General features: G+C 63.9%; 24 protein-coding genes. 6 read left to right on the top strand and 18 right to left on the bottom strand.

The window, feature by feature from the left end; genetic code table 11:
- Window positions 1-154 precede the first annotated feature (154 nt).
- From CT676_RS12560 to tolQ, 6 genes are all read right to left on the bottom strand, one after another.
- A complete protein-coding gene (locus CT676_RS12560; protein ID WP_085400848.1) occupies window positions 155-880 on the bottom strand; it encodes a hypothetical protein in 726 nt (241 codons plus the stop codon).
- A gap of 196 nt (window positions 881-1,076) precedes the next feature.
- Window positions 1,077-3,410 carry an EAL domain-containing protein gene (locus CT676_RS12555; protein WP_028152220.1) on the bottom strand — a complete coding sequence of 778 codons (2,334 nt, stop codon included), beginning with the start codon at window positions 3,408-3,410 and terminating at the stop codon, window positions 1,077-1,079.
- 290 nt (window positions 3,411-3,700) lie between these two features.
- Window positions 3,701-5,062, bottom strand: a complete 1,362-nt coding sequence (tolB, locus tag CT676_RS12550; protein ID WP_028152219.1) for a Tol-Pal system beta propeller repeat protein TolB — start codon at window positions 5,060-5,062, stop codon at window positions 3,701-3,703.
- Between the two features lie 23 nt (window positions 5,063-5,085).
- On the bottom strand, window positions 5,086-6,042 hold the full coding sequence (locus CT676_RS12545) for a protein TolA (RefSeq protein ID WP_135214767.1): 957 nt from the start codon (window positions 6,040-6,042) through the stop codon (window positions 5,086-5,088).
- 4 nt (window positions 6,043-6,046) lie between these two features.
- Window positions 6,047-6,496: a protein TolR gene (tolR, locus tag CT676_RS12540; protein ID WP_028152217.1), complete on the bottom strand. Its 450-nt coding sequence runs from the start codon at window positions 6,494-6,496 to the stop codon at window positions 6,047-6,049.
- A gap of 43 nt (window positions 6,497-6,539) precedes the next feature.
- Window positions 6,540-7,256 carry a protein TolQ gene (gene tolQ, locus CT676_RS12535; protein ID WP_014492404.1) on the bottom strand — a complete coding sequence of 239 codons (717 nt, stop codon included), beginning with the start codon at window positions 7,254-7,256 and terminating at the stop codon, window positions 6,540-6,542.
- A 756-nt stretch (window positions 7,257-8,012) separates the two neighbouring features.
- Between tolQ and ggt the strand changes: the two genes are divergently transcribed.
- Window positions 8,013-9,719: a gamma-glutamyltransferase gene (gene ggt, locus CT676_RS12530; protein WP_167768043.1), complete on the top strand. Its 1,707-nt coding sequence runs from the start codon at window positions 8,013-8,015 to the stop codon at window positions 9,717-9,719.
- 213 nt (window positions 9,720-9,932) lie between these two features.
- Here the strand turns inward: ggt and CT676_RS12525 are convergent, their stop codons facing one another.
- The 10 genes from CT676_RS12525 to CT676_RS12485 all read right to left on the bottom strand — a co-directional run bounded on the left by CT676_RS12525 (window position 9,933) and on the right by CT676_RS12485 (window position 15,205).
- Window positions 9,933-10,643, bottom strand: a complete 711-nt coding sequence (locus tag CT676_RS12525) for an SDR family NAD(P)-dependent oxidoreductase (RefSeq protein WP_135214766.1) — start codon at window positions 10,641-10,643, stop codon at window positions 9,933-9,935.
- A gap of 25 nt (window positions 10,644-10,668) precedes the next feature.
- Window positions 10,669-11,436, bottom strand: coding sequence for a serine acetyltransferase (locus tag CT676_RS12520; RefSeq protein WP_135214765.1), 768 nt, complete (start codon window positions 11,434-11,436; stop codon window positions 10,669-10,671).
- A gap of 63 nt (window positions 11,437-11,499) precedes the next feature.
- Entirely contained in the window at window positions 11,500-11,637 is a 138-nt protein-coding gene (locus CT676_RS43975) for a hypothetical protein (RefSeq protein WP_167768039.1), read from the bottom strand.
- Window positions 11,634-11,891: a hypothetical protein gene (locus CT676_RS12515; RefSeq protein WP_135214764.1), complete on the bottom strand. Its 258-nt coding sequence runs from the start codon at window positions 11,889-11,891 to the stop codon at window positions 11,634-11,636. The genes CT676_RS43975 and CT676_RS12515 overlap by 4 nt, the downstream gene beginning before the upstream one ends.
- Before the next feature lie 67 nt (window positions 11,892-11,958).
- Window positions 11,959-12,126 carry a hypothetical protein gene (locus CT676_RS12510; RefSeq protein ID WP_135214763.1) on the bottom strand — a complete coding sequence of 56 codons (168 nt, stop codon included), beginning with the start codon at window positions 12,124-12,126 and terminating at the stop codon, window positions 11,959-11,961.
- Between the two features lie 199 nt (window positions 12,127-12,325).
- Window positions 12,326-12,811, bottom strand: coding sequence for a DUF2852 domain-containing protein (locus tag CT676_RS12505; protein WP_028152211.1), 486 nt, complete (start codon window positions 12,809-12,811; stop codon window positions 12,326-12,328).
- 120 nt (window positions 12,812-12,931) lie between these two features.
- Entirely contained in the window at window positions 12,932-13,672 is a 741-nt protein-coding gene (locus CT676_RS12500) for a TetR/AcrR family transcriptional regulator (protein ID WP_135214762.1), read from the bottom strand.
- 170 nt (window positions 13,673-13,842) lie between these two features.
- Complete coding sequence (locus tag CT676_RS12495; RefSeq protein ID WP_063981089.1) at window positions 13,843-14,205, bottom strand: YciI family protein; 363 nt, start codon at window positions 14,203-14,205, stop codon at window positions 13,843-13,845.
- A gap of 64 nt (window positions 14,206-14,269) precedes the next feature.
- A complete protein-coding gene (locus tag CT676_RS12490; protein WP_071909736.1) occupies window positions 14,270-14,674 on the bottom strand; it encodes a YciI family protein in 405 nt (134 codons plus the stop codon).
- A gap of 165 nt (window positions 14,675-14,839) precedes the next feature.
- Entirely contained in the window at window positions 14,840-15,205 is a 366-nt protein-coding gene (locus tag CT676_RS12485) for a nuclear transport factor 2 family protein (RefSeq protein ID WP_135214761.1), read from the bottom strand.
- A gap of 308 nt (window positions 15,206-15,513) precedes the next feature.
- Here CT676_RS12485 and CT676_RS12480 point away from each other — a divergent pair, with 308 nt between their 5' ends.
- Window positions 15,514-17,181: a PAS domain-containing methyl-accepting chemotaxis protein gene (locus CT676_RS12480; protein ID WP_135214760.1), complete on the top strand. Its 1,668-nt coding sequence runs from the start codon at window positions 15,514-15,516 to the stop codon at window positions 17,179-17,181.
- A gap of 94 nt (window positions 17,182-17,275) precedes the next feature.
- Here the strand turns inward: CT676_RS12480 and CT676_RS12475 are convergent, their stop codons facing one another.
- Window positions 17,276-17,653 carry a cupin domain-containing protein gene (locus CT676_RS12475; RefSeq protein ID WP_135214759.1) on the bottom strand — a complete coding sequence of 126 codons (378 nt, stop codon included), beginning with the start codon at window positions 17,651-17,653 and terminating at the stop codon, window positions 17,276-17,278.
- Window positions 17,654-17,742: 89 nt separating this feature from the next.
- On the opposite strand from CT676_RS12475, the gene CT676_RS12470 reads away from it, so the two are divergent.
- The 4 genes from CT676_RS12470 to CT676_RS12455 all read left to right on the top strand — a co-directional run bounded on the left by CT676_RS12470 (window position 17,743) and on the right by CT676_RS12455 (window position 20,527).
- Window positions 17,743-18,531, top strand: coding sequence for an SDR family oxidoreductase (locus CT676_RS12470; RefSeq protein ID WP_135214758.1), 789 nt, complete (start codon window positions 17,743-17,745; stop codon window positions 18,529-18,531).
- A gap of 121 nt (window positions 18,532-18,652) precedes the next feature.
- Window positions 18,653-19,090, top strand: coding sequence for a hypothetical protein (locus tag CT676_RS12465; RefSeq protein ID WP_085401832.1), 438 nt, complete (start codon window positions 18,653-18,655; stop codon window positions 19,088-19,090).
- Window positions 19,091-19,376: 286 nt separating this feature from the next.
- A complete protein-coding gene (locus CT676_RS12460) occupies window positions 19,377-19,721 on the top strand; it encodes a hypothetical protein (protein ID WP_135214757.1) in 345 nt (114 codons plus the stop codon).
- 443 nt (window positions 19,722-20,164) lie between these two features.
- The gene (locus CT676_RS12455; RefSeq protein WP_135214756.1) at window positions 20,165-20,527 is read left to right on the top strand and encodes a hypothetical protein; all 363 of its coding nucleotides are present in this window, start codon (window positions 20,165-20,167) and stop codon (window positions 20,525-20,527) included.
- 106 nt (window positions 20,528-20,633) lie between these two features.
- Here CT676_RS12455 and CT676_RS12450 read toward each other — a convergent pair whose 3' ends face one another.
- Window positions 20,634-21,047 carry a VOC family protein gene (locus tag CT676_RS12450; protein ID WP_135214755.1) on the bottom strand — a complete coding sequence of 138 codons (414 nt, stop codon included), beginning with the start codon at window positions 21,045-21,047 and terminating at the stop codon, window positions 20,634-20,636.
- Window positions 21,048-21,100: the final 53 nt, after the last annotated feature.

Here is a 21,100-nt window from a genome sequence, read left to right as displayed (position 1 = left end):
TAATGGGTTCTAAATGTGGCGCGAGGGTGAAGCAACCTGCAGCAACCGGCAAAAGTGCAGGCTTTTGCTGGAATTTTGGGCTCGGACGATGATGGGGATGAACGGAGCCCCGGCCGAACGGCGCGCGGCGGCTCAAGGCGGTGACGGCAGGCAATCAGACGTGAACGGCTTCCGGGACCAGTGACGACCGCTGCGGGATCTCGCGCTGTCCGCCGCGCCCGAACAGCATCCGCCGCTCGAAGGCGGTGGAGCGCATGATCGGATAACGCTCGAACACCTTCTTCCGGAAAGTCGGGAAATCCGCCGCCATCAGGCCGAACGGCTTGGTGAGGCCCGGAACCAGGCGGGGTTCGGCGATCGTCTCGTGCAGGAACACCCGCCGGTAGAAGGCCTGATGCTCGGGACGCACGATGGCGAGGCCGAGATCGGCATTGAAGTGCTCGCACGCCATGTAGGCGAGCCGGGTCGTCAGATAGGGTAATTCCGGAACCCGCTTCACCTGGTCGGGATCGGCGACAAAGCGGGTCGGGTCGATCATGACCTCGCCGCGATCGAGCCGCGGCAGCAGGATGTCGGGGAAGACGTCGGCCGAGGTGGACTCGCGCCATTCCGAAGTCAGCACGCTGATGCGCACGGAGCTGCAGAGCTGGCCACGGAGATAGACGCCGAAGGTCCACGCGTTCGGCAGCTCGTCGTAGCGGTCGGTGACGCGGGCTTCCGCGGATTCCCTGACGGCACCCTCGCGCAGATAGGCGCGGTAGCGGAGGTTGTAGATTTGCTCCTTCTCCGCGTCCGTCGCCGCGAGATGATAGTCGACGTCGGTCAGAAGCTCCGCTCCCCGTCCAACAGCCGAAATGACAGATCTGGCTGAGGACTGCATTCGAACTCCTTACCCACCACCAACAACACCACGCGAACCTGGGCCATTTGCCGCTGAACAACTTGCGCGCGCGTGACGATTTATTAACACCTCCTTAACGACGATGCAAAGCAATCGACGCGATAGGGTTAACCCCCGTAGCACTACGGTCGGTTCAGCAACTGCCTGAAACGACGTGCAATTTCTGGATGTGGACTCAGGCGAAGGAACGTGAGCTGACAACCTGGAGCAGGCCCTCGCCGCGCCGTCCATGCGAAGCGTTGAGGAGCTGGCGCATCCGCACGGCGGGCACCGGACGGCTGAACAGATAGCCTTGCGCCTCGGAGACTGTGCCGTCGGCGCTGATCAGCTCGAGCTGCTCGTTGGTCTCGATGCCCTCGACCACCACGGCCATGCCGAGGTCGGCCGACAGCCGCGCCACGCCACGCAGCAGCGTCAGCGGCCGGTCGGTGTCGATACCCTCGAGGAAGGAGCGGTCGATCTTCACCTTCTGCATCGGGAAATTGTGCAGATAGCTGAGGCTGGAATAGCCGGTGCCGAAATCGTCGAGCGAGATGCGCACGCCGAGCGCATGCAGTTGCGACAGCGTGTCGTGGGTGAGCTGGGTGTTACGAAGCAGCGAGGACTCCGTGATCTCGATCTCCAGCCGGTGGGCCGGCAGCCCCGAGACCTCGAGCGCGTAGCGAATTTCGCTGAGCACGTCGCGCTGGTGGAATTGCTGCGGCGAGAAGTTGACGGCGACGCTGACGCCGTCGGGCCACTTCATGCATTCCATGCAGGCGCGGCGCAGGATCCAGCGGCCGAGATCGACGATCAGCCCCATGTCCTCGGCGACCGGGATGATGTCGACCGGCGAGACCGTGCCGCGCACCGGATGATTCCAGCGCAGCAGCGCCTCGCAGGTCGTGATCTTGCCGGACTTCAGATTGACCAGCGGCTGGTAGAACAGCTCGAACTCCTCGTTGGCAAGCGCCTTGCGCAGGTCGAGCTCGAGGATGCGGCGGGCCTCGACGGTCGCCGCCATCTCGTCGCGGAAGAAGCAGAAGGTGCCGCGGCCGTCGGCCTTGGCGCGGTAGAGCGCCATGTCGGCGTTCTTGAGCAGCGTGTCGGCCCTGACGTCGCCGTCCGGCGAGGTCAGCGCGATGCCGACGCTGGCGCCGATCTCGACCAGGTGATTGTCGATGCGGTAACGCTCGCTCAGGCGTTCGACGATGCGGCGGGCGAGGCTCGCGGCATCCTCGGCCGAGCTGATGTTCTGCTGGAATACGACGAACTCGTCGCCGCCAAAGCGGGCGACGAAATCCTCGGGACGCAGCATCTCGCGCAGGCGGTTGGCGACCGCGCACAGGAGCTGGTCGCCGCAGGGATGGCCGAGCGTGTCGTTGACCTGCTTGAACTGGTCGAGATCGACGAACAGCAGCGCCGAGAGGCGCTCGGCGTCGTGCGAGATCGCCAGCAACCGTTCGATCTCGTCGCGGAACGAGACCCGGTTGGGCAGCGCCGTGAGCTCGTCATAGCGGGCGAGATGGGTGATCCGGGCTTCCGCGTTGGTACGCTCGGTGATGTCTTCCAGCAGCAGCACCGTGCCGCCGCCAGTCATCGGCTGGAACGTCCAGGCGAGCGCGCGGCCGCGCGAGGAATCCGGGTCGGTGGTGACGATCTCGCAGATCCGCGCATGCTCGATCTCGGCTAGGATCTGCTTGCCGCTCTCCGCCGAGATGGAGCCGGCGGCGATACAGGCCGATACGATGTCGGCAGCGGTGGCGCCACGCTTGACCAGATCTTCGGGCAACGCCATCAGCTCGCCGAAGCGATGGTTCATCACCGCAAGGCGGCCGTCGGCGCGAAACATGCACAGGCCATGCGGCATGTTGTTGAGCGCGGTGTCGAACTGGCTTGCCAGCGCGGACTCACGAAAGCTCGAGGTCAGCGCCTTGACGAAGATCGCATGCAGGCTGAGATTGATGTTCTTCAGCCCGACGAAGAAGAACACGAGCAGGACGGCGAGCCCGATGTGGTAGAAGCCGCCATGCAGCAGCAGCGCGAGCGACATCGGTGCGCAGGCGAGCGCGACGTGCCACTGGATCACCCGGGGCTGGCCGTAATTGCGGGCGGCGCCGCCCGCGGTGTAGCCGATGCCGATGGCGACACAGAGCATGTCGGCAATCGGATCGTCATTGTTGTAGATGACGACGAAGGACCACAGGCCGAGCACCGCCGCATAGCTGAGCGCGCCGAGCCAGTAGCGCGGCTCCAGGTGCTTGGCCTCCTCGAACGACAGTGGGTGCGTGCGGTTTTCATATCCGCGCATCTGGAACGCGCGCGCGGTGCCGATCGCGATCAGCAGAAATGCGAGCGGCCACAGCCAGACATCGCCTGTCTTCAGCGCAGTCATGACCGCGGCCACGGCCGCGGAGGCCGAGCCCAGGAAAATCGCCCAGAAATTCTGCACCATAGAGTTGATGAGAGCGGCGTAGAGTATCGGCTCCAGCTCGTCTCGATCGCTCTGCTTCTGGTCGGCCAGCTGCATCGGCTTGTTACGCGTCCTGTTTGGCGCGTACTTTTACCCAGACCTGATGAAGCCTTTCTGAGGGAACATCGTTAAAGTCGAGTTGTTTTTCGGCAATAGCGAACAAGTTTCCGCTGAAATATCAAGCAACTAGGCAAGCGTTGCCGGGCACAAGGTGAAGGAAAGCTTGCGTCCCGCACCAAACCCCGAAAAAATCGGCATGTTTTTTCGAAAACATCGCGCGTCTGAACGCGCAATGTCTTAGCCCCGATGTTTCACGCGAACCTGTATCCGCTTCGCTCGCAAGCGCTCTAGCCGGGTGTCGAGGACAGCAGCGGCGACCATGCCGGGTCGGAGGCGAAGCCCGGCGTCGGCACCTTGAGCTCGTTGCGGCCGGAGATGTCGACGGAGAACAGCGACGGCCCGCCGCTGCCGCCGGGATCGCGGAAGAACATCAGCACGCGGCCGTTCGGCGAGAAGGTCGGCCCTTCGTTGTGATAGCCCGAGGTGAGCAGACGCTCGCCGGAGCCGTCCGGCTTCATGACGCCGATCGAGAACTGCCCGCCGCCCTGCCTGGTGAAGGCGATGTAATCGCCACGCGGCGACCACACCGGCGTCGAATAGGTGGCGTTGGTGTCGTCCTTGGAGAAGGAGATGCGCTGCGCCTGTCCGCCGCCCGCGGCCATCACATAGATCTGCGACCTGCCGCCGCGATCGGATTCGAAGCAGATGCGGGTGCCGTCCGGCGAGTAGGACGGAGAGGTGTCGATCGCCGGCGTGTCGGTGAGGCGCGTGGTCGAGCGCGAGCGCAGATCCATCACGAACAGGTTCGAATTGCCGCCCTGCTGCAGGCTCATGATGACGCGCTGGCCGTCCGGCGAGAAGCGCGGCGCGAAGGTCATGCCGGGGAAATTGCCGACGATCTCGCGCTGGCCGGTCTCGATGTTGAAGAGATAGACCTTCGGATCGCCCTGGCCGAACTCCATGTAGGTGATCTCTTGCGAGTTCGGCGAGAAGCGCGGCGTCAGCACGAGGTCGGAGCCGCGGGTCAGATAGCGCACATTGGCGCCGTCCTGGTCCATCATCGCGAGCCGCTTGACGCGACGCTCCTTTGGACCGGTCTCGTCCACGAACACCACGCGGCTGTCGAAATAGCCCTTTTCGCCGGTCATCTGCTCATAGATCTGGTCGGAGATGATGTGGGCAATACGGCGCCAATATTCCGGCGAGGTGAAATATTGCTGGCCCGCAAGCTGCTGACCCGTGATGACGTCCCACAGGCGGAATTCCGCCTTGAGCCTTCCGTCCTGCCCCCGCGTCATGCGGCCGGTGACAAGGGCCTGCGCGTTGATGGTCTTCCAGTTCTGGAATTGCGGCGCGACGTCGATGTTGCTGATGCGCTCGATGAAGGCGGCCTGGTCGATCGGTGCGAACAGGCCCGACCGCTTCAGATTGTTGGTGATGACCTGGGTGACGCCGTTGCTGACGTCGCCATCGGCGGGCGAGCCCGGCACGAAGTTGGAGATCGCGATCGGGATCGGCCGAAACTCCGTTGGATTGAGTTCAAGCCGCTTTTGGCCCTGGGCCAGGGCATGTCCGCCCCCGAGCGTCGCGAGCGCCGATCCTGTCAGCGTCATGAAGCGGCGGCGGTTCATCGATAGGACGTCATTCATCGCAAAATTCTTTTGTTCGGATGTCACAACATATCTTTCAGGCCGAAGCGCATTGGAATGGTCTTCCAAGTGTCATACTGCTGCTTCGGCAGGAACGAATAGACCTGACACTGCACGATGGCGCGCTTGGCGCTCTCCGCCACCGCCTGAGCAATCGACCGAGACGGGCCGCGAACCGCGACGATAACCGGCTCGGACGCAAGCGAGCCGTCGATTTTCATCGGGATATCGATGTCAGCCTCGTACTGCTCGGCGTCTTGCCCGTTATAGGTGGGCGTGAAGCAGCGCCGGACCGCATTCGTGAACGCGCCTCCCCACGTCGCAACGTTGTTGGCAGCAGTCCCGGTCGTCGATCCCAGCGCAGCCGACGCATTCAGCGCCGCGCCCGAGAGCTCGTGCCGGGTCGCCGCGCGCTTATCGAGGTCGCGCTGGATCTGCGCGGGATCGAAGCTGCGCTCCTTCGGCTTCGGTTGCTGTTGCGGCGGCACCGCCGCGACCTTCTGCTCGACGGGCTTCGGCGGAGGCTTCTTGGTCTCCAGCTTCTTCTGGAGCTCGGCGATCGGATCTTCCTTGACCGGATCAGGCTTCTTTTCCTGCGGCTTCGGCTCTTCTTTGGGCTTGGCCTCGGCAACGGGCTTGGGCGGCTCGGGCTTCTTCTCGACCGGCTTCTCGACGGGTTTCGGCGGCGGCTCGGGCGTCGAGTTGGTCTTGATCAGCTCTTTCTTCTCGGTGACCTTGCCGACCGCATCTTCCTCGGGCTTGGCCTCGGCGATCTTCTCGACCTTGGGCTTCGGCTCTTCCTTCTTGCCGGTCTTCTGCCCCGACATCATCTGCGCAAGCTGATCGGTGGAGATGATGTCGATCGGAAGCGACTCTTCCGCGACAAAGGCCTTGCTGCTAAAGGTGACCAGTCCCCATCCAAGCACGAGGACGTGGAGGGCAATCGACGCAACGAGTGTCTTGTCGACGTTCACCTTCACCGGTTTACCCCTGATCCGCCTCGGTCACGAGCGCCAGCTTCTTGAAGCCCGCGCCGGACAACAGGCCCATGACCTTGGCCACCGTTCCGTAATCCGCCTTCTTGTCCGCGCGCAGATAGATGCGCTCCTCGAGCCCGCCGCGCGCGTCCGTGATCGCCTTCAGCTTCGGGATCAACTCGTTGATCGCGATCTCGGCATCGTTGATGAACACCTTGCCCTTGATGTCGACCGACATCTGGATCGGCTTCTGGTCGTTGTTTTCGAGGCTCTTGGCCTGGGTCTGAGGCAGGTCGAGCGGCACGCCGACCGTCAACATCGGCGCCGACACCATGAAGATGATGAGCAGCACCAGCATCACGTCCACCATCGGCGTGACGTTGATCTCGGCCACGACGGGCTTGCGCCGGCCACGGCGCCCGCCGCCTCCGGACGAACTAGCTACGTTCATCGCCATGATCGAGTGCCCAAATTGCCCCTCACACTATACATGCCGTCCGTCAGCCCCGCTCGTCGATCTGACGCGACAGAATGGCGGAAAATTCATCGGCGAAACCTTCCAGCCGCTGGGCCTGCCGGTTCACCTCGGAAGTGAACTTATTGTAGAAAATAGTGGCAGGAATGGCGGCGATAAGGCCGACGGCGGTCGCAAACAGCGCTTCCGCGATGCCCGGCGCGACCACCGCCAGGGAGGTATTTTTCGATGCCGCGATCGACTGGAAGCTCGACATGATGCCCCAGACCGTGCCGAACAGGCCGACAAAGGGGCCGGCGGAGCCGACGGTGGCGAGCACCAGCAGCCGGCGTTCCAGCCGCTCGACCTCACGGGCGATCGAGACGTTCATCACCTTGTCGATGCGCATCTGAAGGCCCGCGACCGAGCGGGCGTGGCTCTCGAACGAGCGCTTCCACTCGCGCATGGCGGCGACGAAGCAGGCCGCCATGGAATGCGTCGGCTTGGCCGAGAGCGTGCGGTAGAGCTCCTCGATCGACTCGCCGGACCAGAAGGCCTGCTCGAACCGGTCCATCGAGCGGCGGGTGCGCGCGTAAAGAAAGATCTTGTCGATCGCGATGGCCCAGACCCAGACCGAGCAGGCGAGAAGCCCCAGCATCACCGCTTTCACGATCCAGTGAGCCTGCCAGAACAGCGCAATCAGCGAGACGTCCGCGGAAGCGGCAACCGGAAGGGCTGACTGAGCCACGTCGGCCGGATTCATAAGCAGTATCCTCTCAAGGCGATCATTTACCTGACCTCTCCGGCCAGCAAATGGCTGCCGGTTCCCCAACAGCCGCGCTAGCACCGGCGCGGCCGGCAAGCCCGCTCAAAGCCTTGTCTTTCTGGGGTGCAGGGGCTCGTCCAAAGCCGGCCGTCTGCATTCCCTGCCAAGATGTCAAAACTATGGGCCTTGAGCACGGCTCCGGGCACGACTGTCCGCAATTACCAGAGCCCGCCGATGGTTAACGTGCGGTTACCACGGCCGAATTTGGCTGCCGGAAAGGTAGGCAGCGCAGGCGGTTGGCCGCTTTGCCGCGGGGAGGCGCTACGTGCCTGCCGACGTATTCGAGCCGCCCGCTCCGGGCGAGATCGGTTCCCTCCCCCCTTGCGGGGGAGGGCCAGGGAGAGGGGTACCACACGGGGGCTCCCGCCGTGATAAAATCGGAGGCACGCAACGAGCACCTTTTCCTGGGCTCCCCCTCTCCCCCGCCCTCCCCCCGCAAGGGGGGAGCGCAGTGGGACTCGTGGCGCTACGACACTACGCAACGGGCGCCCCTTCTGGAACCTTCTCCCCTGCCCACCCCGAAATCGCAGGGAGCTCAGCGTGCGCCACAGCTACACCACGACCACATGCTCCATCTCGCATCTCGCGGCGGGCACGAGCTGATAGGCTGCGCTCGCGGACAACAACGTGCCGGCATCACCGGCCCAGCCTGAGGAGCGTCCAGTGCCGAAACCACAAACCAATGTGCGGTGGATGGCCGCCGCGATAATATCGGTCAGCCTCGTCACGTTCGGCGCCGCGCGCGCGGCGTCGGTCGCACCGGTCGCCGCGCAAAACGGCATGGTGGTGTCCGCGCAGCATCTGGCGACCCAGGTGGGTGTCGATGTGCTGAAGCGCGGCGGCAATGCCGTCGATGCCGCTGTGGCCGTCGGCTATGCCTTGGCCGTCGTCTATCCGGCCGCCGGCAATCTCGGTGGTGGCGGCTTCATGACGATCCAGCTCGCCGACGGCCGCAAGACCTTCCTCGATTTCCGCGAGACCGCGCCCAAGGCGGCGACGGCCAATATGTATCTCGACAAGGATGGCAACGTCATCAAGGGCATCTCGACCAAGGGACATCTGGCTGTGGGTGTGCCAGGCTCCGTCTCGGGCATGGAATATGCGCGCGAAAAATACGGCACCATGAAGCGCGCCGACCTGCTCGCTCCCGCGATCCAGTTCGCCGAACAGGGATTTGTGCTCGACCAGGGCGACATCGACCTGCTGCGCACGGCAACCGACGATTTCAAGGACGATCCGGCATCGAGCGCCATCTTCCTCAACAACGGCCAGCCGTTCGGCGTGGGCGATCGACTGCTGCAATCCGAACTGGCGAAAACCCTGCGCGAGATCAGCAGCAAAGGCACCGACGGCTTCTACAAGGGCTGGGTCGGCAGCGCCATCGTGGCATCGAGCCAGGCCGGCAAGGGCCTGCTGACGCAGGACGACCTCGACGGCTACAAGACGCGCGAGCTCGCACCTGTCGAATGCGACTATCGCGGCTATCACGTGATTTCCGCGCCGCCACCGAGCTCGGGCGGCGTCGTCATCTGCGAGATCCTGAATATCCTGGAGGGCTACCCTCTGAAGGAGCTGGGCTACCATTCCGCGCAGGCCGTGCACGTGCAGATCGAGGCCATGCGGTATGCCTACGTGGACCGCAACAGCTATCTCGGCGATCCGGATTTCGTGAAGAATCCGCTCGACCGCCTGCTCGACAAGAATTACGCGACCAGGATCCGCGCCGTGATCGATCCGAACAAGGCCGCAATCTCCAAGGACATCAAGCCGGGCGTCGCGCCGCACGAGGGCAGCAACACCACGCACTATTCAATCGCGGACAAGGACGGCAACGCGGTATCGGTGACGTACACGCTGAACGATTGGTTCGGCGCCAAGGTGACGGCGGCCAAGACCGGCGTGCTGCTGAACGACGAGATGGACGACTTCACCGCCAAGGTCGGGGTGCCGAACCTGTATGGCCTGGTGCAGGGTGAGGCCAACGCGATTGCTCCCGGCAAGCGTCCTCTGTCCTCGATGAGCCCGACCATCGTCACCAAGGATGGCAAGACCGTCATGGTGGTGGGCACGCCCGGCGGCAGCCGCATCATCACGGCGGTCCTGCAGACCATGATCAATGCGATCGACTACGGCATGAACGCGCAGGAGGCCGTCGACATGCCGCGCATCCACCAGCAATGGCTGCCTGATATGACCAATGTCGAGGACTATGCGCTGTCACCGGACACGCGCAAGATCCTGGAAGGCATGGGCCACAAATTCGGACCGCCGCAGCCGGCGAACCATTTGGCGGTCATCATCGTCGGCGCGCCGTCGCTGAACGGCGAGCAAGTCGGCAATAACCGCTACTACGGTGCGAACGACCCACGCCGAAACTCGGGATTGGCCGCCGGGTATTGACCTACGCCACCGTCACGACTGTCATACCCCGCGACCCGGCTACGCCAAGGCTTCGCCGGGGCTGCGGTCCAGGGGCGCCGAAGCTTTAGCGTAGGCGTCAAGCGGGGTATCCAATACACTGCGGTTCCTCCGCATCTCAATGCTGTCTCTGGAATACTGGATTGCCCGCCTTCGCGGGCAATGACGGCAGTAGAAATGGTCGAGGGCCGCCCCTCACCATTTCTCCTTCGAGGTTCGCACGTCGAGCTCGAACGACCAGGCGCGCTCGGGCTGGCGATAGAGGAAGGCGAAGGCATCGACGATGCCATCGATGTCGATCAGGCTGTCCTCGCGGCCGGCCGCATCCGGGAACCGTGAAAAGATCTTGTCGCCGGCGATCGCGCCGTCGACCACGACATGGCCGACATGGATGCCATCGCTCGCGTATTCCTTGGCCATCGCCTGCGCCAGCGTGCGCAGGCCGGCCTTGGATGAGTTGAAGGCGCCGTAGCCGGAGCGTCCGCGCAGCGAGGCACTGGCGCCCGTGAACAGCAGCGTGCCGGTCTTCTTCGGCACCATCCGCCGCACCGCCTCGCGGCCGAACAGGAAGCCGCCGAAGCAGACCACGCGCCAGGCATTCTCGAAATAGTCGGCATCCATCTCGATGATCTTGCCGGGCGTGTTGTTGCCGGCGTTGTAGATGGCGAGGTCGAGGTTGTCGCCGGCGGCATCGAACAGCGCGACGATGTCCCCCTCCCTGGTCGCATCGGCAACGAAGGGCACGGCTGCGCCGCCCGCCTTCGTGATGTCGTCTACAACGGCCTGCAAGGCAGACAGCGTCCGGCCCGCGACGATCACCTTGAGCCCATCGGCCGCAAAACGCTTGCAAAGCCGGGCTCCGAGCCCGCGGTCCGGACCAACGCCGATCACGATTGCCGTCTTCATTGCAACTCTCCGAAGGTTGATAGGGTCAGGCCGCCGAGGCGGGCTCGGGGCAATTGGTCAATCGCGCGGGATTGCCGATCGCGGTGCAGCCAGCGGGCACGTCACCGGTCACAACAGTGCCGGCGCCGATCTTTGCGAAATCGCCGATATTGATGTCACCGAGAATGGTCGCGCCGCCGCCGATGTAGACACCGCGGCCGATGCGCGGCGAGCGCGTCGGCAATTCACCGCGACGGCCGATGCTGACGTTCTGGAGCATGGTGACCTCGTCGCCGATCACTACATGCGCACCAATCACGATGCCGGTGGCGTGGTCGAGATAGACGGACGATCCAATGGATGCGGCCGGATGAATGCTGACCTGCAAGAGGTTCGACGCCTCGTTCTGAAACAGCAGCGCCGCGTCGCGATGGTCACGACGCCAGAGCCAGTTCGAGACGCGCCAGGCTTGCAGCGCGACGTAGCCCTTGTAATGCAGCAGCGGCGGCAGCAGGTCGGTGATGGCGGGATCGCGCAATGCGATGGCCTGCAGATCTCGGCCGGCGGTTTCGATCAGCTCTGGCTCGCCTTGAAAGGCGTCGCGGGAATAGGACGTGAAGCGCGTGCGCCCGGTGGTGCCGCTGCCGAGCCGCTGCCCGATCAAATCGGCCAAGGCGGCGGCAAAATCATCATGAGCGAGAATGGCACGCGCAAGGGCCTTGCCGAACACGGGGTCTGCATCGGCCGCGCGCTGTGCCTCGCTGCGGACCTGTTGCCAGAGGCCGTCGCTCGCCGTGATCGCAGCTTCCGCCATTGTCGCCTCCGGTCCGCCCACTCTTGTGAAGACGAATATAGGCGGTCCGGATCGGGGCGCCAGTCACGCCGCCGGGACGCGCTTGCTCTCGCCCTCAGGACCGGGCCGGGCCCGCTTGCGCAGGCTGAGTGCGTAGAGCCAGCTGCCCGCCGCAATGAGCACCGGCAGGACGAAGAGCGCGACATCGCGGAGCAGGATCATGGGGCGATGCTCCCCTTTGCAAACGAGACCGCGCGGCTGAGTGCGTACGAGGCGAACCAATAGAGATAAAGGCTGAGAAAGAACCGCCAGGATTCGCCGAGCTGCCACTGCGGATAGAGCTGGACTTCCGTCGGCCATCCATTGAGGAACGCGATCGCCACCGGCACGATGTTTCCGAACCGGTCGAACAGCGCCGAGGCGCGCTCGAGGAGCGCGATGCGCTGGCTGATCTCTTTGCGTTCGGCGTTGGTCATGGTCGTCCCCGTCAGCGCGCGGGAGGTGCGCCGTCAGGGCTTGGTCGGGCGTGGTGCGGATCGGGTTCTACCGGTCCTGCACATGTACGTGATCAACGCCGCAGAACGCACGCCCGCCGGCGCAGAGGCGAAAATGACAATCGGGATCGGACGCGCAACTGCCATAGACCAAGCCGATGTAACCCAGCACCGCTAGGGCGGTCACGGTAAGCAGCAGGCGGGTGTAGAGGTCCATGATGCGCGTCGTCCAGCAGCGCGGCGGATTGAGGTGGCACGCGCAAGTCTTGGTGTCGGATCGTCGGCAGTTGGTTCTAGTCCCCTAAGACCAAACCGCCCGCCTGCGGGTTGCGCAGGCGGGCGGCTCGGGGCCATCAGGACTTTGGGGGCATGCGCCTGAAGGCTTTGAGAGGCAGACCCCGGATCAGCCTTTTAGATCAGCCTTGCGGCTGGTCGGTCGGCGGCGGGGTCGGGCGCGTCTTGTGCTGCGCCATGAACTGGTCGAACTCTTCCTTGTCCTTGGCGTGACGCAGACGGTCGAGGAAGTTCCTGAACTCGACCTGCTCTTCCTCAAGCCGCTGCAGCGTCTCGGTGCGGTATTCGTCGAAGGCACGGTTGCCGCTCGAGGGTGGGCCGAAGCCGAAGCCGAAACCACGGCGCTCCATGCGGCCGCGCATGCGGTCCATCTTGTACTGCATCCGCTCCATCTTGTTCTGCCAGCGATCCTGGTGGCTCCAGCAACCCATTTTTCTGCTCCCGAGTGTGAAAAAGAGAAGGGCAAGTCCGATCGGCCACCAGATGATGAAGCCGAGGATGGTCACGGCGATCCAGCCGGGATGCCAGGGCGTATCGAGCATGTGGGGGCGCTCATAGCGTTCGTCAGAGGAACCGCGCCATCGATTGACATCAGCGGTGTAGGCCATTTCCATCTCCATCACGGCACCAGCGCCGTTGTGAATGTAAATAACATTTACATAGCTAGACCATCCCGCGATTTTGTCAAGCCGGCCGCCTGACAGGGTCGCCGAATTATTTGCGCAATTTTATTTCGGCTTGCCCCAGGGGCCGCCGGGCGGCAGGCCAGAACCGGAGGATGCCTCCGGTGGCACCGGCGGCGGCTCGGCGCTTCGTGCCGGCGGACGGCGGTCGGTCGGGAAGCCGAGGCCGCGGAGATAGATCAGCACCTCGGCTTCGAGCAGGTCATCCGGCGACATCGGCAATTTTCGCCGCGCGGCGTCGCCGCGTGAGAACAGCGAGGCCACGCCGTGGGCCATCGACCAGATGTGCAGCGCCATCATCATCGCTGGTGGCCGCGGCGTGCCGGGCGGCGCCAGCGCCGCAAGCCGTTCGGCGGCGGCGCGAATGATGTTGAAGGCGCGTTCACTGGCGGTCTGCAGGGCCGGATTTGAATCGACTGGCACGCCTGATTCGAACATCGCGTTGTAGAAGGCAGGCTCCTCGCGGGCAAAGGCGAGATAGGCCTTGCCGACGCGTTCGAACGCCGTGACCGTATCCGGGCGCCCGTCGTCCCAGGCCGCGGTCAGGCGCTGCTCGAACTGCTCGAAGCCGCGCTGCGCGATCGAGGACAGCAACTCCTCGCGGTCGCGGAAATGCCGGTAAGGCGCCGCCGCGCTGACGCCGGCCATGCGCGCGGCATCGGCAAAGGTGAAGCCGGCCGCGCCCTTCTCGGCGATCAGCCCGAGGGCAGCCTGCAACAGGGCTTCCTTCAGATTGCCGTGGTGATAGCCGCGCTCGGTGCGGCCCTGGTCCTTACGCCAGCTCATGTGAACAGCTTTTACATGAGCCGGGCGTGAAGTCACTAGCGCAGGCCGGATTTGATTAACCGGCCAACTCGTCATTCCGGGGGCGGCTCGACCCGGGGCTGCTCGACGAGCCGAACCCGGAATCTCGAGATTTCCGGGCTCGCGTGTGCGCGCCCCCGGAATGACACGGCCTAGCCGCCGGGAATCGGCAGCACCGGCATGATCTCGACGCGTTCGCCGGGGAAGATCGCGAAGTGCGGGTGGTTCTCGAACATCTTGGCTGCGGCCTCATGGGACGCGGCGCGGACCACGGTGAAGGCGCCCATCTCGTTGGCGATGTCGGCGACGCCCTTGCCGTCGACCTTCTTGGTCTTGCCGAGAGGGCCGCCCATGGCCTGGATCGCACCTTGATGCTTCTCGACCCAGCCTTTCCAGGCCGCCATGCCCTCCTGCTCCTTCGCCTTCCGCGCGGTCTCCGACATCGCGTTCCATGCGGCCCATTGCGGGCTGGTCTTGCTGCCCAGGAAAACGGCGAGATAGGTATCGGTGCTCATTGGTTCTCTCCTTTGTTGATGGGTGATGGATTGACGAGCCGCGAATGATCCGCGGCCGTCTCGGCTACGTCTTCAGATCGTCGAAACCGGCGGCGGCTGCCTGCACCTCCGGCGGAAAGTCGGCCATCTCCTGCACCTGCCGGATCTCGATGACTTCATTGGCGGAGGCCGGGCACTTCTTCGCCCAGGCGATCGCCTCCTGGCGCGAGGCAACCTCGATCATCCAGTAGCCGCCCAGAACTTCCTTGGCTTCGGCGAAGGGGCCGTCGGTCACGATGGGCTCACCGGTCGCGAACGAGACGCGCGCGCCCATCGACGGCGGGTGCAGGCCGTCGAGCGTGATCAGCACGCCGGCATCCTTCAGCGCCTCGTTGTAGCGCATCATCGCGGCGACGCGTTCGGGATCGAGTTGCACGTCCGGCGGCGCGGTCTCGTAGCCGAGCGGAATCATCAGCATCATGAATCGCATGAGCAGTCCTTGCTTGCTTTGTCGTTTCGGGTTTGCGCGGCGCGGCGCCACCCCCGGAAGGACGGGAGCGGCGGCCCGGGCCGCCCACCCTTACCTCTAAGACGAACCAACCTTTACGGAACCGACAAGGTGATGAAATTATTCCGGAGGTCATTGCGCCGGCCGCTAGCGCGGCTGTGGCAGGAAACGCCCATCCGTCCGGGCCGCGCCGAAATAGACGTCGATGCGGCTGACCTTGCCACCCGCAAAGGTGAAGAACTCCGTGTTGCGAAAGCTCCTGCCATCTTTCGCCAGACAGAGATAGGTGACGAAGGCCTCGTCGCCCCGGACGAAAATCCGCTCGATGTCGTGTCGCGCGATCCAGCCGGTGTCCTTCCAGCAGCGCTCGAAATAGGCCGCCTTGTCGAGGTCGTCGTCGAACGGACTGGTGAAGCGGAAATCGTCGGCCAGTGCGTCGGCGACCCGTTGCCGGTCGTTGCCGAGATAGGCTGCGAAGAGGTCTCGAATCAGGCGCTCGCAGTCGTCGGGCATTGATGGTCTCCGCAGAGAAGCTCCTCTTGAAGACGATGCACGAACGCGTGCCCCGACATTGCTCGCCGAATTTCAACAGGGACGATGCGAAAATATCGCGAGGCGGGTCCGTACGATTACGGACCGACTATGTCCACCGCCGTGCATATAGGACGAGAATCTTCGCGCGCAGAACAACATGGCCAAGGCCGGAGACCGCGCAGCTTCCTGCAAGGGTTTACAGTTGATCAACGCGTGCATGCAACTTTTTCGGGAAGGCCAATTGCAGCCCGGCCGACGCATAGTTGAACCATTCCGGGGACCTTCAAGTGTTCAATTTCAACAGCAAGGCCAAAGTCCAGCACGCGCTCGCGGAAGTCGACGCCCTTGATCGCTCGCAGGCCGTCATCGAATTCGATCTCGATGGCACCATCCTCGATGCCAACGAGAACCTTCTGAAAATGAGCGGCTATTCGCTCGCCGAGATCAAGGGCAAGCATCACAGCATCTTCGTCACCCCGGCCGAACGCGAGAGCGCCCGCTACCGCGACTTCTGGGCCAGCCTGAACCGCGGCGAATTCCAGACCACGCAATACAAGCGCTTCGGCAAGAACGGCAAGGAAGTCTGGGTTCATGCCTCCTACGCCCCGCTGCTGGACAAGAACGGCAAGGTGGTCAGCTTCATCAAGTTCGCCACCGACATCACGGCGTACAAGATCAAGACCATGGAAGACTCCGGCAAGATCGCCGCGATCAACCGCGCGCAGGCCGTGATCGAGTTCAACATGGACGGCACCATCGTCACCGCCAACGAGAACTTCCTGGGCGCGATGGGCTATTCGCTCGACGAGATCAGGGGCAAGCATCACAGCATGTTCGTGACGCCCGAGGACCGCGCGAGTTCGACCTATGCCGCGTTCTGGGCCAGGCTGAACCGCGGCGAGTTCGAGGCGGCCGAATACAAGCGGCTCGGCAAGGGCGGCAAGGAGATCTGGATTCTCGCGACCTACAACCCGATCCTCGACGAGACCGGCAAGCCGTTCAAGGTGGTGAAGTTCGCAACCGACATCACCGCGCAGAAGATGAAGGCCGCCGACAATGACGGCCAGCTCGCCGCGATCCAGAAGTCGCAGGCGGTGATCGAGTTCAACATGGACGGCACGATCCGCACCGCCAACGAGAATTTTCTCAAGGCGGTGGGCTATTCGCTGGCCGAGATCAAGGGCCGGCACCATTCCATGTTCGTCGAGCCGAACGAGAGGAATTCGGCGGCCTACCGCCAGTTCTGGGAGACGCTCAACCGCGGCGAATACCAGGCCGCCGAATACAGGCGGATCGCCAAGGGCGGCCGCGAAATCTGGATCCAGGCGTCCTACAATCCGATTCTGGATCTCAACGGAAAACCCTACAAGGTGGTGAAATGCGCCACCGACATCACCGCGCAGGCGATCGGCCGCAAGAAGGCCGACAATGCGCGCGGGCTGATCGAGGCGGTCGCGGCCGGCAGCGAGCAGATGAGCGCCTCGATCCGCGAGATCTCCGAGACCATGGCGAAATCGCGCGAGACCTCCAAGGTCGCGACCACCAGGGTCGAGTCCGCGGACGGTCAGGCTCAGAAGTTGACTGCAGCGGCCCAGGCCATGAGCGGCATCGTCGAGATGATTTCGGGCATCACCAGTCAGATCAACCTGCTTGCGCTCAACGCCACGATCGAATCGGCGCGGGCGGGCGAAGCGGGCCGCGGCTTTGCCGTGGTCGCCTCCGAGGTGAAGAACCTCGCCAGCCAGGCCAAGCAGGCCACCGACACGATCACCTCCGAAATCGACACGCTGAACACCATCTCGGGCGACGTTGCGAGCTCGCTCACCGCGATCAAGGCCGCGATCGCCGGCGTCAACGAGTTCATCGCCTCCACCGCGGCCGCAGTCGAGGAGCAGAGCATCGTGACCTCCGACATGTCGTCGAACATGCAGCGCGCATCGGCGGAGCTGGCGTAAGCTCTCGCTTTATCACGATCCCCGTCATCCTTCGAGGGCCGCTGAAGAAGCGGCCACCTCAGGGGTGACGGAGAGAGAGACCGACGCTCTTACCCTACCGCTCCCAGCGTCGCGTCGCTTCACTCGCCCCTTCCGGCAGCATCTCGAAGACCGGCGAGGCCAACACCGCATGCACATGCAGCATGGTCGCTCCCGAATTGCGAAAACCGTGCTTGCGGCCGGCGGGAACCAGCAGCGCCTGTCCGGCCGTCACCGTGATACGCCGGGCTTCGACCCACATCTCCGCCTCGCCCGCCCGCACGGTGAGCACCTCCTCGACCGTGTGGCTGTGCGTCGGCGCACCGGCGCCGGGATCGACCCATTGCTCGAAGATGCAGAGCGCGGTCGCGCCGTTGCGCGCGGATGTGACCATGCGGGTCTTCACACCTGGCCGCCATTCCTCGAGCGGGATCGTGCTGGGATCGATGAGCATGGCCTGGAGCCCTTCTTGCCGGGACGAAAGCGAAGTAAAAGGAGCCGGCGCTCGTGCGCGCCCCTTTCGAACACAGGACAGATTAGCAAATGCCGCAGGCCCCACAAAACGTCGCCCTCGTCACCGGAGCCGCGCGAGGTATCGGGCTGGCGACGGCCAAGAAATTCCTGGCCGAAGGGTGGCGCGTCGCGCTGCTCGATATCGAGGGGGAGCTGCAGGCAGGCGCGACGGCGGCCCTGAAGAATCCCGATAACACGCTGGCAATCACCTGCAACGTGTCCGATGCAGCCGCCGTAGGAGCTGCAATGGTGGCGGTCATGAGCCGCTTCGGTCGGCTCGATGCTCTCGTCAACAACGCCGGCGTCGCCGTGTTCGCGCCAGTGCTGGAGACCAGCGACGCCGACTGGAACAGGATCATGGCGGTCAATCTCACCGGCCCGTTCCTGTGCACCAAGGCGGCCGCGCCGCTGATGCGCGAGCAAGGCGGCGGCGCCATCGTCAACGTCACCTCGATCTCGGCGGTGCGCGCCTCGACCCTGCGTTCGGCCTATGGCACCAGCAAGGCGGGCCTTGCGCACCTGACCAAGCAGCTCGCGGTCGAGCTCGCCTCGCTCAACATCCGCGTCAACGCAGTCGCGCCGGGGCCGGTCGACACCGCGATGGCGAAGCAGGTGCACAGCAGGGAGATCCGCGCCGACTATCACGACGCCATTCCGCTCAACCGCTACGGCCTGGAGGAGGAACTCGCCGAAGCGATCTATTTCCTGTGCTCGGAACGATCGAGCTACATCACCGGCCAAATTTTGGCCGTCGATGGCGGCTTCGATGCGGCTGGCATCGGCCTGCCGACGCTGCGCGGCGAACGGCGGAACGGGTGAACGTCGTAGGGTGGGCAAAGGCGCGCAAGCGCCGCGCCCACCTTCCCTCCAGATTTGCGATGCCATTGGTGGGCGCGCTACGCTTTGCCCACCCTACGGGATCGAGTTAGTGGAGTGCTCCATGCGACGCATGTTCTTTGTGGGTGCCTGGATGCTCGCATCTGCGCTCTTTACCACCACCCCCGCCATGGCCGAAATCCGCATCATCCAGTCGCCGGGCGGAGAGGTCGGGCCGTTCCTCGACCTGTTCGAGCAGGTGCGCGAGAGCGGCGAGCGCGTGGTGATCGACGGTCCGTGCCTGTCCGCCTGCACGCTGGTGCTCAGCATCGTGCCGGGCGAGCGCATCTGCGTCACCAAACGCGCGGTACTCGGCTTCCACGCGGCGCGTTCGGTCGACCGGCGTGGGCGCTTTTATGCCGAGCCCGAAGCCTCCGACGCGGTGCTGCAGGCCTATCCCGGCCCGGTGCGCGACTGGATCAGCCGGCACGGTGGCCTCTCGTCCAGATTGCTTTTGCTGAAGGGCCGCGACCTTGCGGCGATCTATCCGCGCTGCCGCTGAGCAACAGGCGGCCGCCAGCGATGTGACCGGTTGCATCCGCCGCTGTCCGGCGATTAGGCAGTTTTGCAAAATGTCGACGATCCGGACACGAATCCGCTCAACCGCTTGGCAATGCCTGCCCAATTTACGCGGTTTGCGGCCTTTCCCGACCGTCTATGATGGTCCCGTCCAGATTGAGGCCGCTCGGGTCACGATGGCTGCAGGGCCGTCATAATCTCAGCAGTGGTCACAGACTAGGATGGTTCCGCTTTTTCAAGATTACTCATTTTCAAACCGATCGCAGGCCGTGCAGCCCATCGATTTTCACTACCGCCTGTCGGACCAGGGACGCATTGTCCTTGGCCAATTGAGCTCCCAGGAAACCGTCGAATTCGAATTGCTGTCGCGGCGCCAGCGCGAGGGCCTGATGGACCTGCCGTCCGAGCTGCGGCTGCTCGAGCTCTATGTGAAATATATCGGCTCGGGCGCAGAGGCTGCGCTCGCGCCGTCGGAGCTCGCATGGCAGGCGAGCGAGCCACTCCAGCGGCGGAGACCGCCGCGTGCGCGAACGGCGCGGCCGCGCAACTACATCCTCTCGATGATCGTGATCGCGAGCGTCAGCTTCACGCTCATCGCGTTGCTGGTGAGCTAGCAGGCAAGCACGACGGCGAAATTGCGCCGGTCACGCATTTCGTCGGGCCTAGTAGAGCCTCTGGCTAGTAGAGCCTCTGGATGGTCTGCGCCAATTCCAAAGTCGCGCAGATGAGCATACCCCAAAGTGCAAAATTGATTTGTAGCGCCGCTGCCATCGGTCGCTCCCCTTCCAAGTTACGCCCACCCCAATTTGTAGAATTTATGAAGAAATTATTAGCGATTCTGTCGTGGAGTTTACAGCCTAATATTTCGCCAGTTGTTGTGCGATGCGATCCGCATGATTTCACGAAGCGGCCTCACTGCTCTCGCAATGTGATGCGAGAGCACGATTCCATATTGGGCCTGGCGGCCACGTCGTTTCCCTTAGGTTCCATTTAACCGGCGCGATGCAAGGCTCCGCATGCGGAGTTTGCGTGTCGCGTACCGCACCAAGGGTCCGGCATGCTGCGTCACGGCTTCGTCTTGCTCACTTTTTGCGCAGCGCTCCTCGGATGCGCGGCGGCGCCGGCGCAGGAGCGCCGACCGATCGCATGGGACGGCCTCGGCCGCGATCCGAACCAGGCCCATCACCGCTCCTCTGTCACAAAGCGGCGCGCCGCGAACCCGGCGCCTGCACAGGACAACCCCAATCAGGAGCGGGAAAGAGTGCTCGGCACCTTGCGCCCGTTCTCCGACGCGTGGTGGGTGGTCCATGACGAAATCGAGGCGGAGAACGACAGGCAGCTTGGCACGAAACTCGTGATCTGCCCTCGCTGCGTTGAACCGCCGCCGCCAAGCGATGACGCGACCGGATCGCTCCGGTGAGCGAGCACGCGGCGATCAGCCGTGTGACATGACGACGGCATGAGTGACCCACTCCCGTAACAACGGGAGTGGGATCGTGGCTTGGCGTGTCAGGCCGACGCGCCCGTCACATGCCCTCGGCCGGGCAGTTCACCATCCAGGGAATGCCGAACTTGTCGACGCACATGCCAAAGCCCTTGGCCCAGAACGTCTTGCCGAAGGGCATGGTGACGGTGCCGCCGTCGGCGAGCGCGTTGAACTTGCGCTCGCCATCCGCGGGGTCCGTGACCGTGAGCGAGACCGAAAAGCCCTGGGCTTTCTGAAAATGCTCGGGTGGCGCGTCGGAGGCCATCAGCACGCTGCCGTCGGGCAACGACATCCGCGCATGCATGATCATCTTCTCGCGGCCGGGCGCGGCGGGCATGTCCGGCGGCGCTTCCGATGAGCGCATCATGGCGTCGATCTTGCCGCCCAAAACCTTGGCGTAGAAGTTGAACGCCGCTTCGCAGGTGTCCTGATAGAACAGATAGGCATTGATCATCGTTTCTCTCCTCTCCGTTTTCTTGGCGATTCCTTGGCAGTTCCTTGGCTGCT

It is taken from the genome of Bradyrhizobium sp. MOS001 (genome assembly GCF_004634465.1).
Classification (GTDB): Bacteria; Pseudomonadota; Alphaproteobacteria; order Rhizobiales; family Xanthobacteraceae; genus Bradyrhizobium; species Bradyrhizobium barranii.
The sequence above is the reverse complement of the archived record's forward strand: the minus strand, read 5'-3'. Positions and strand labels throughout refer to the sequence as shown.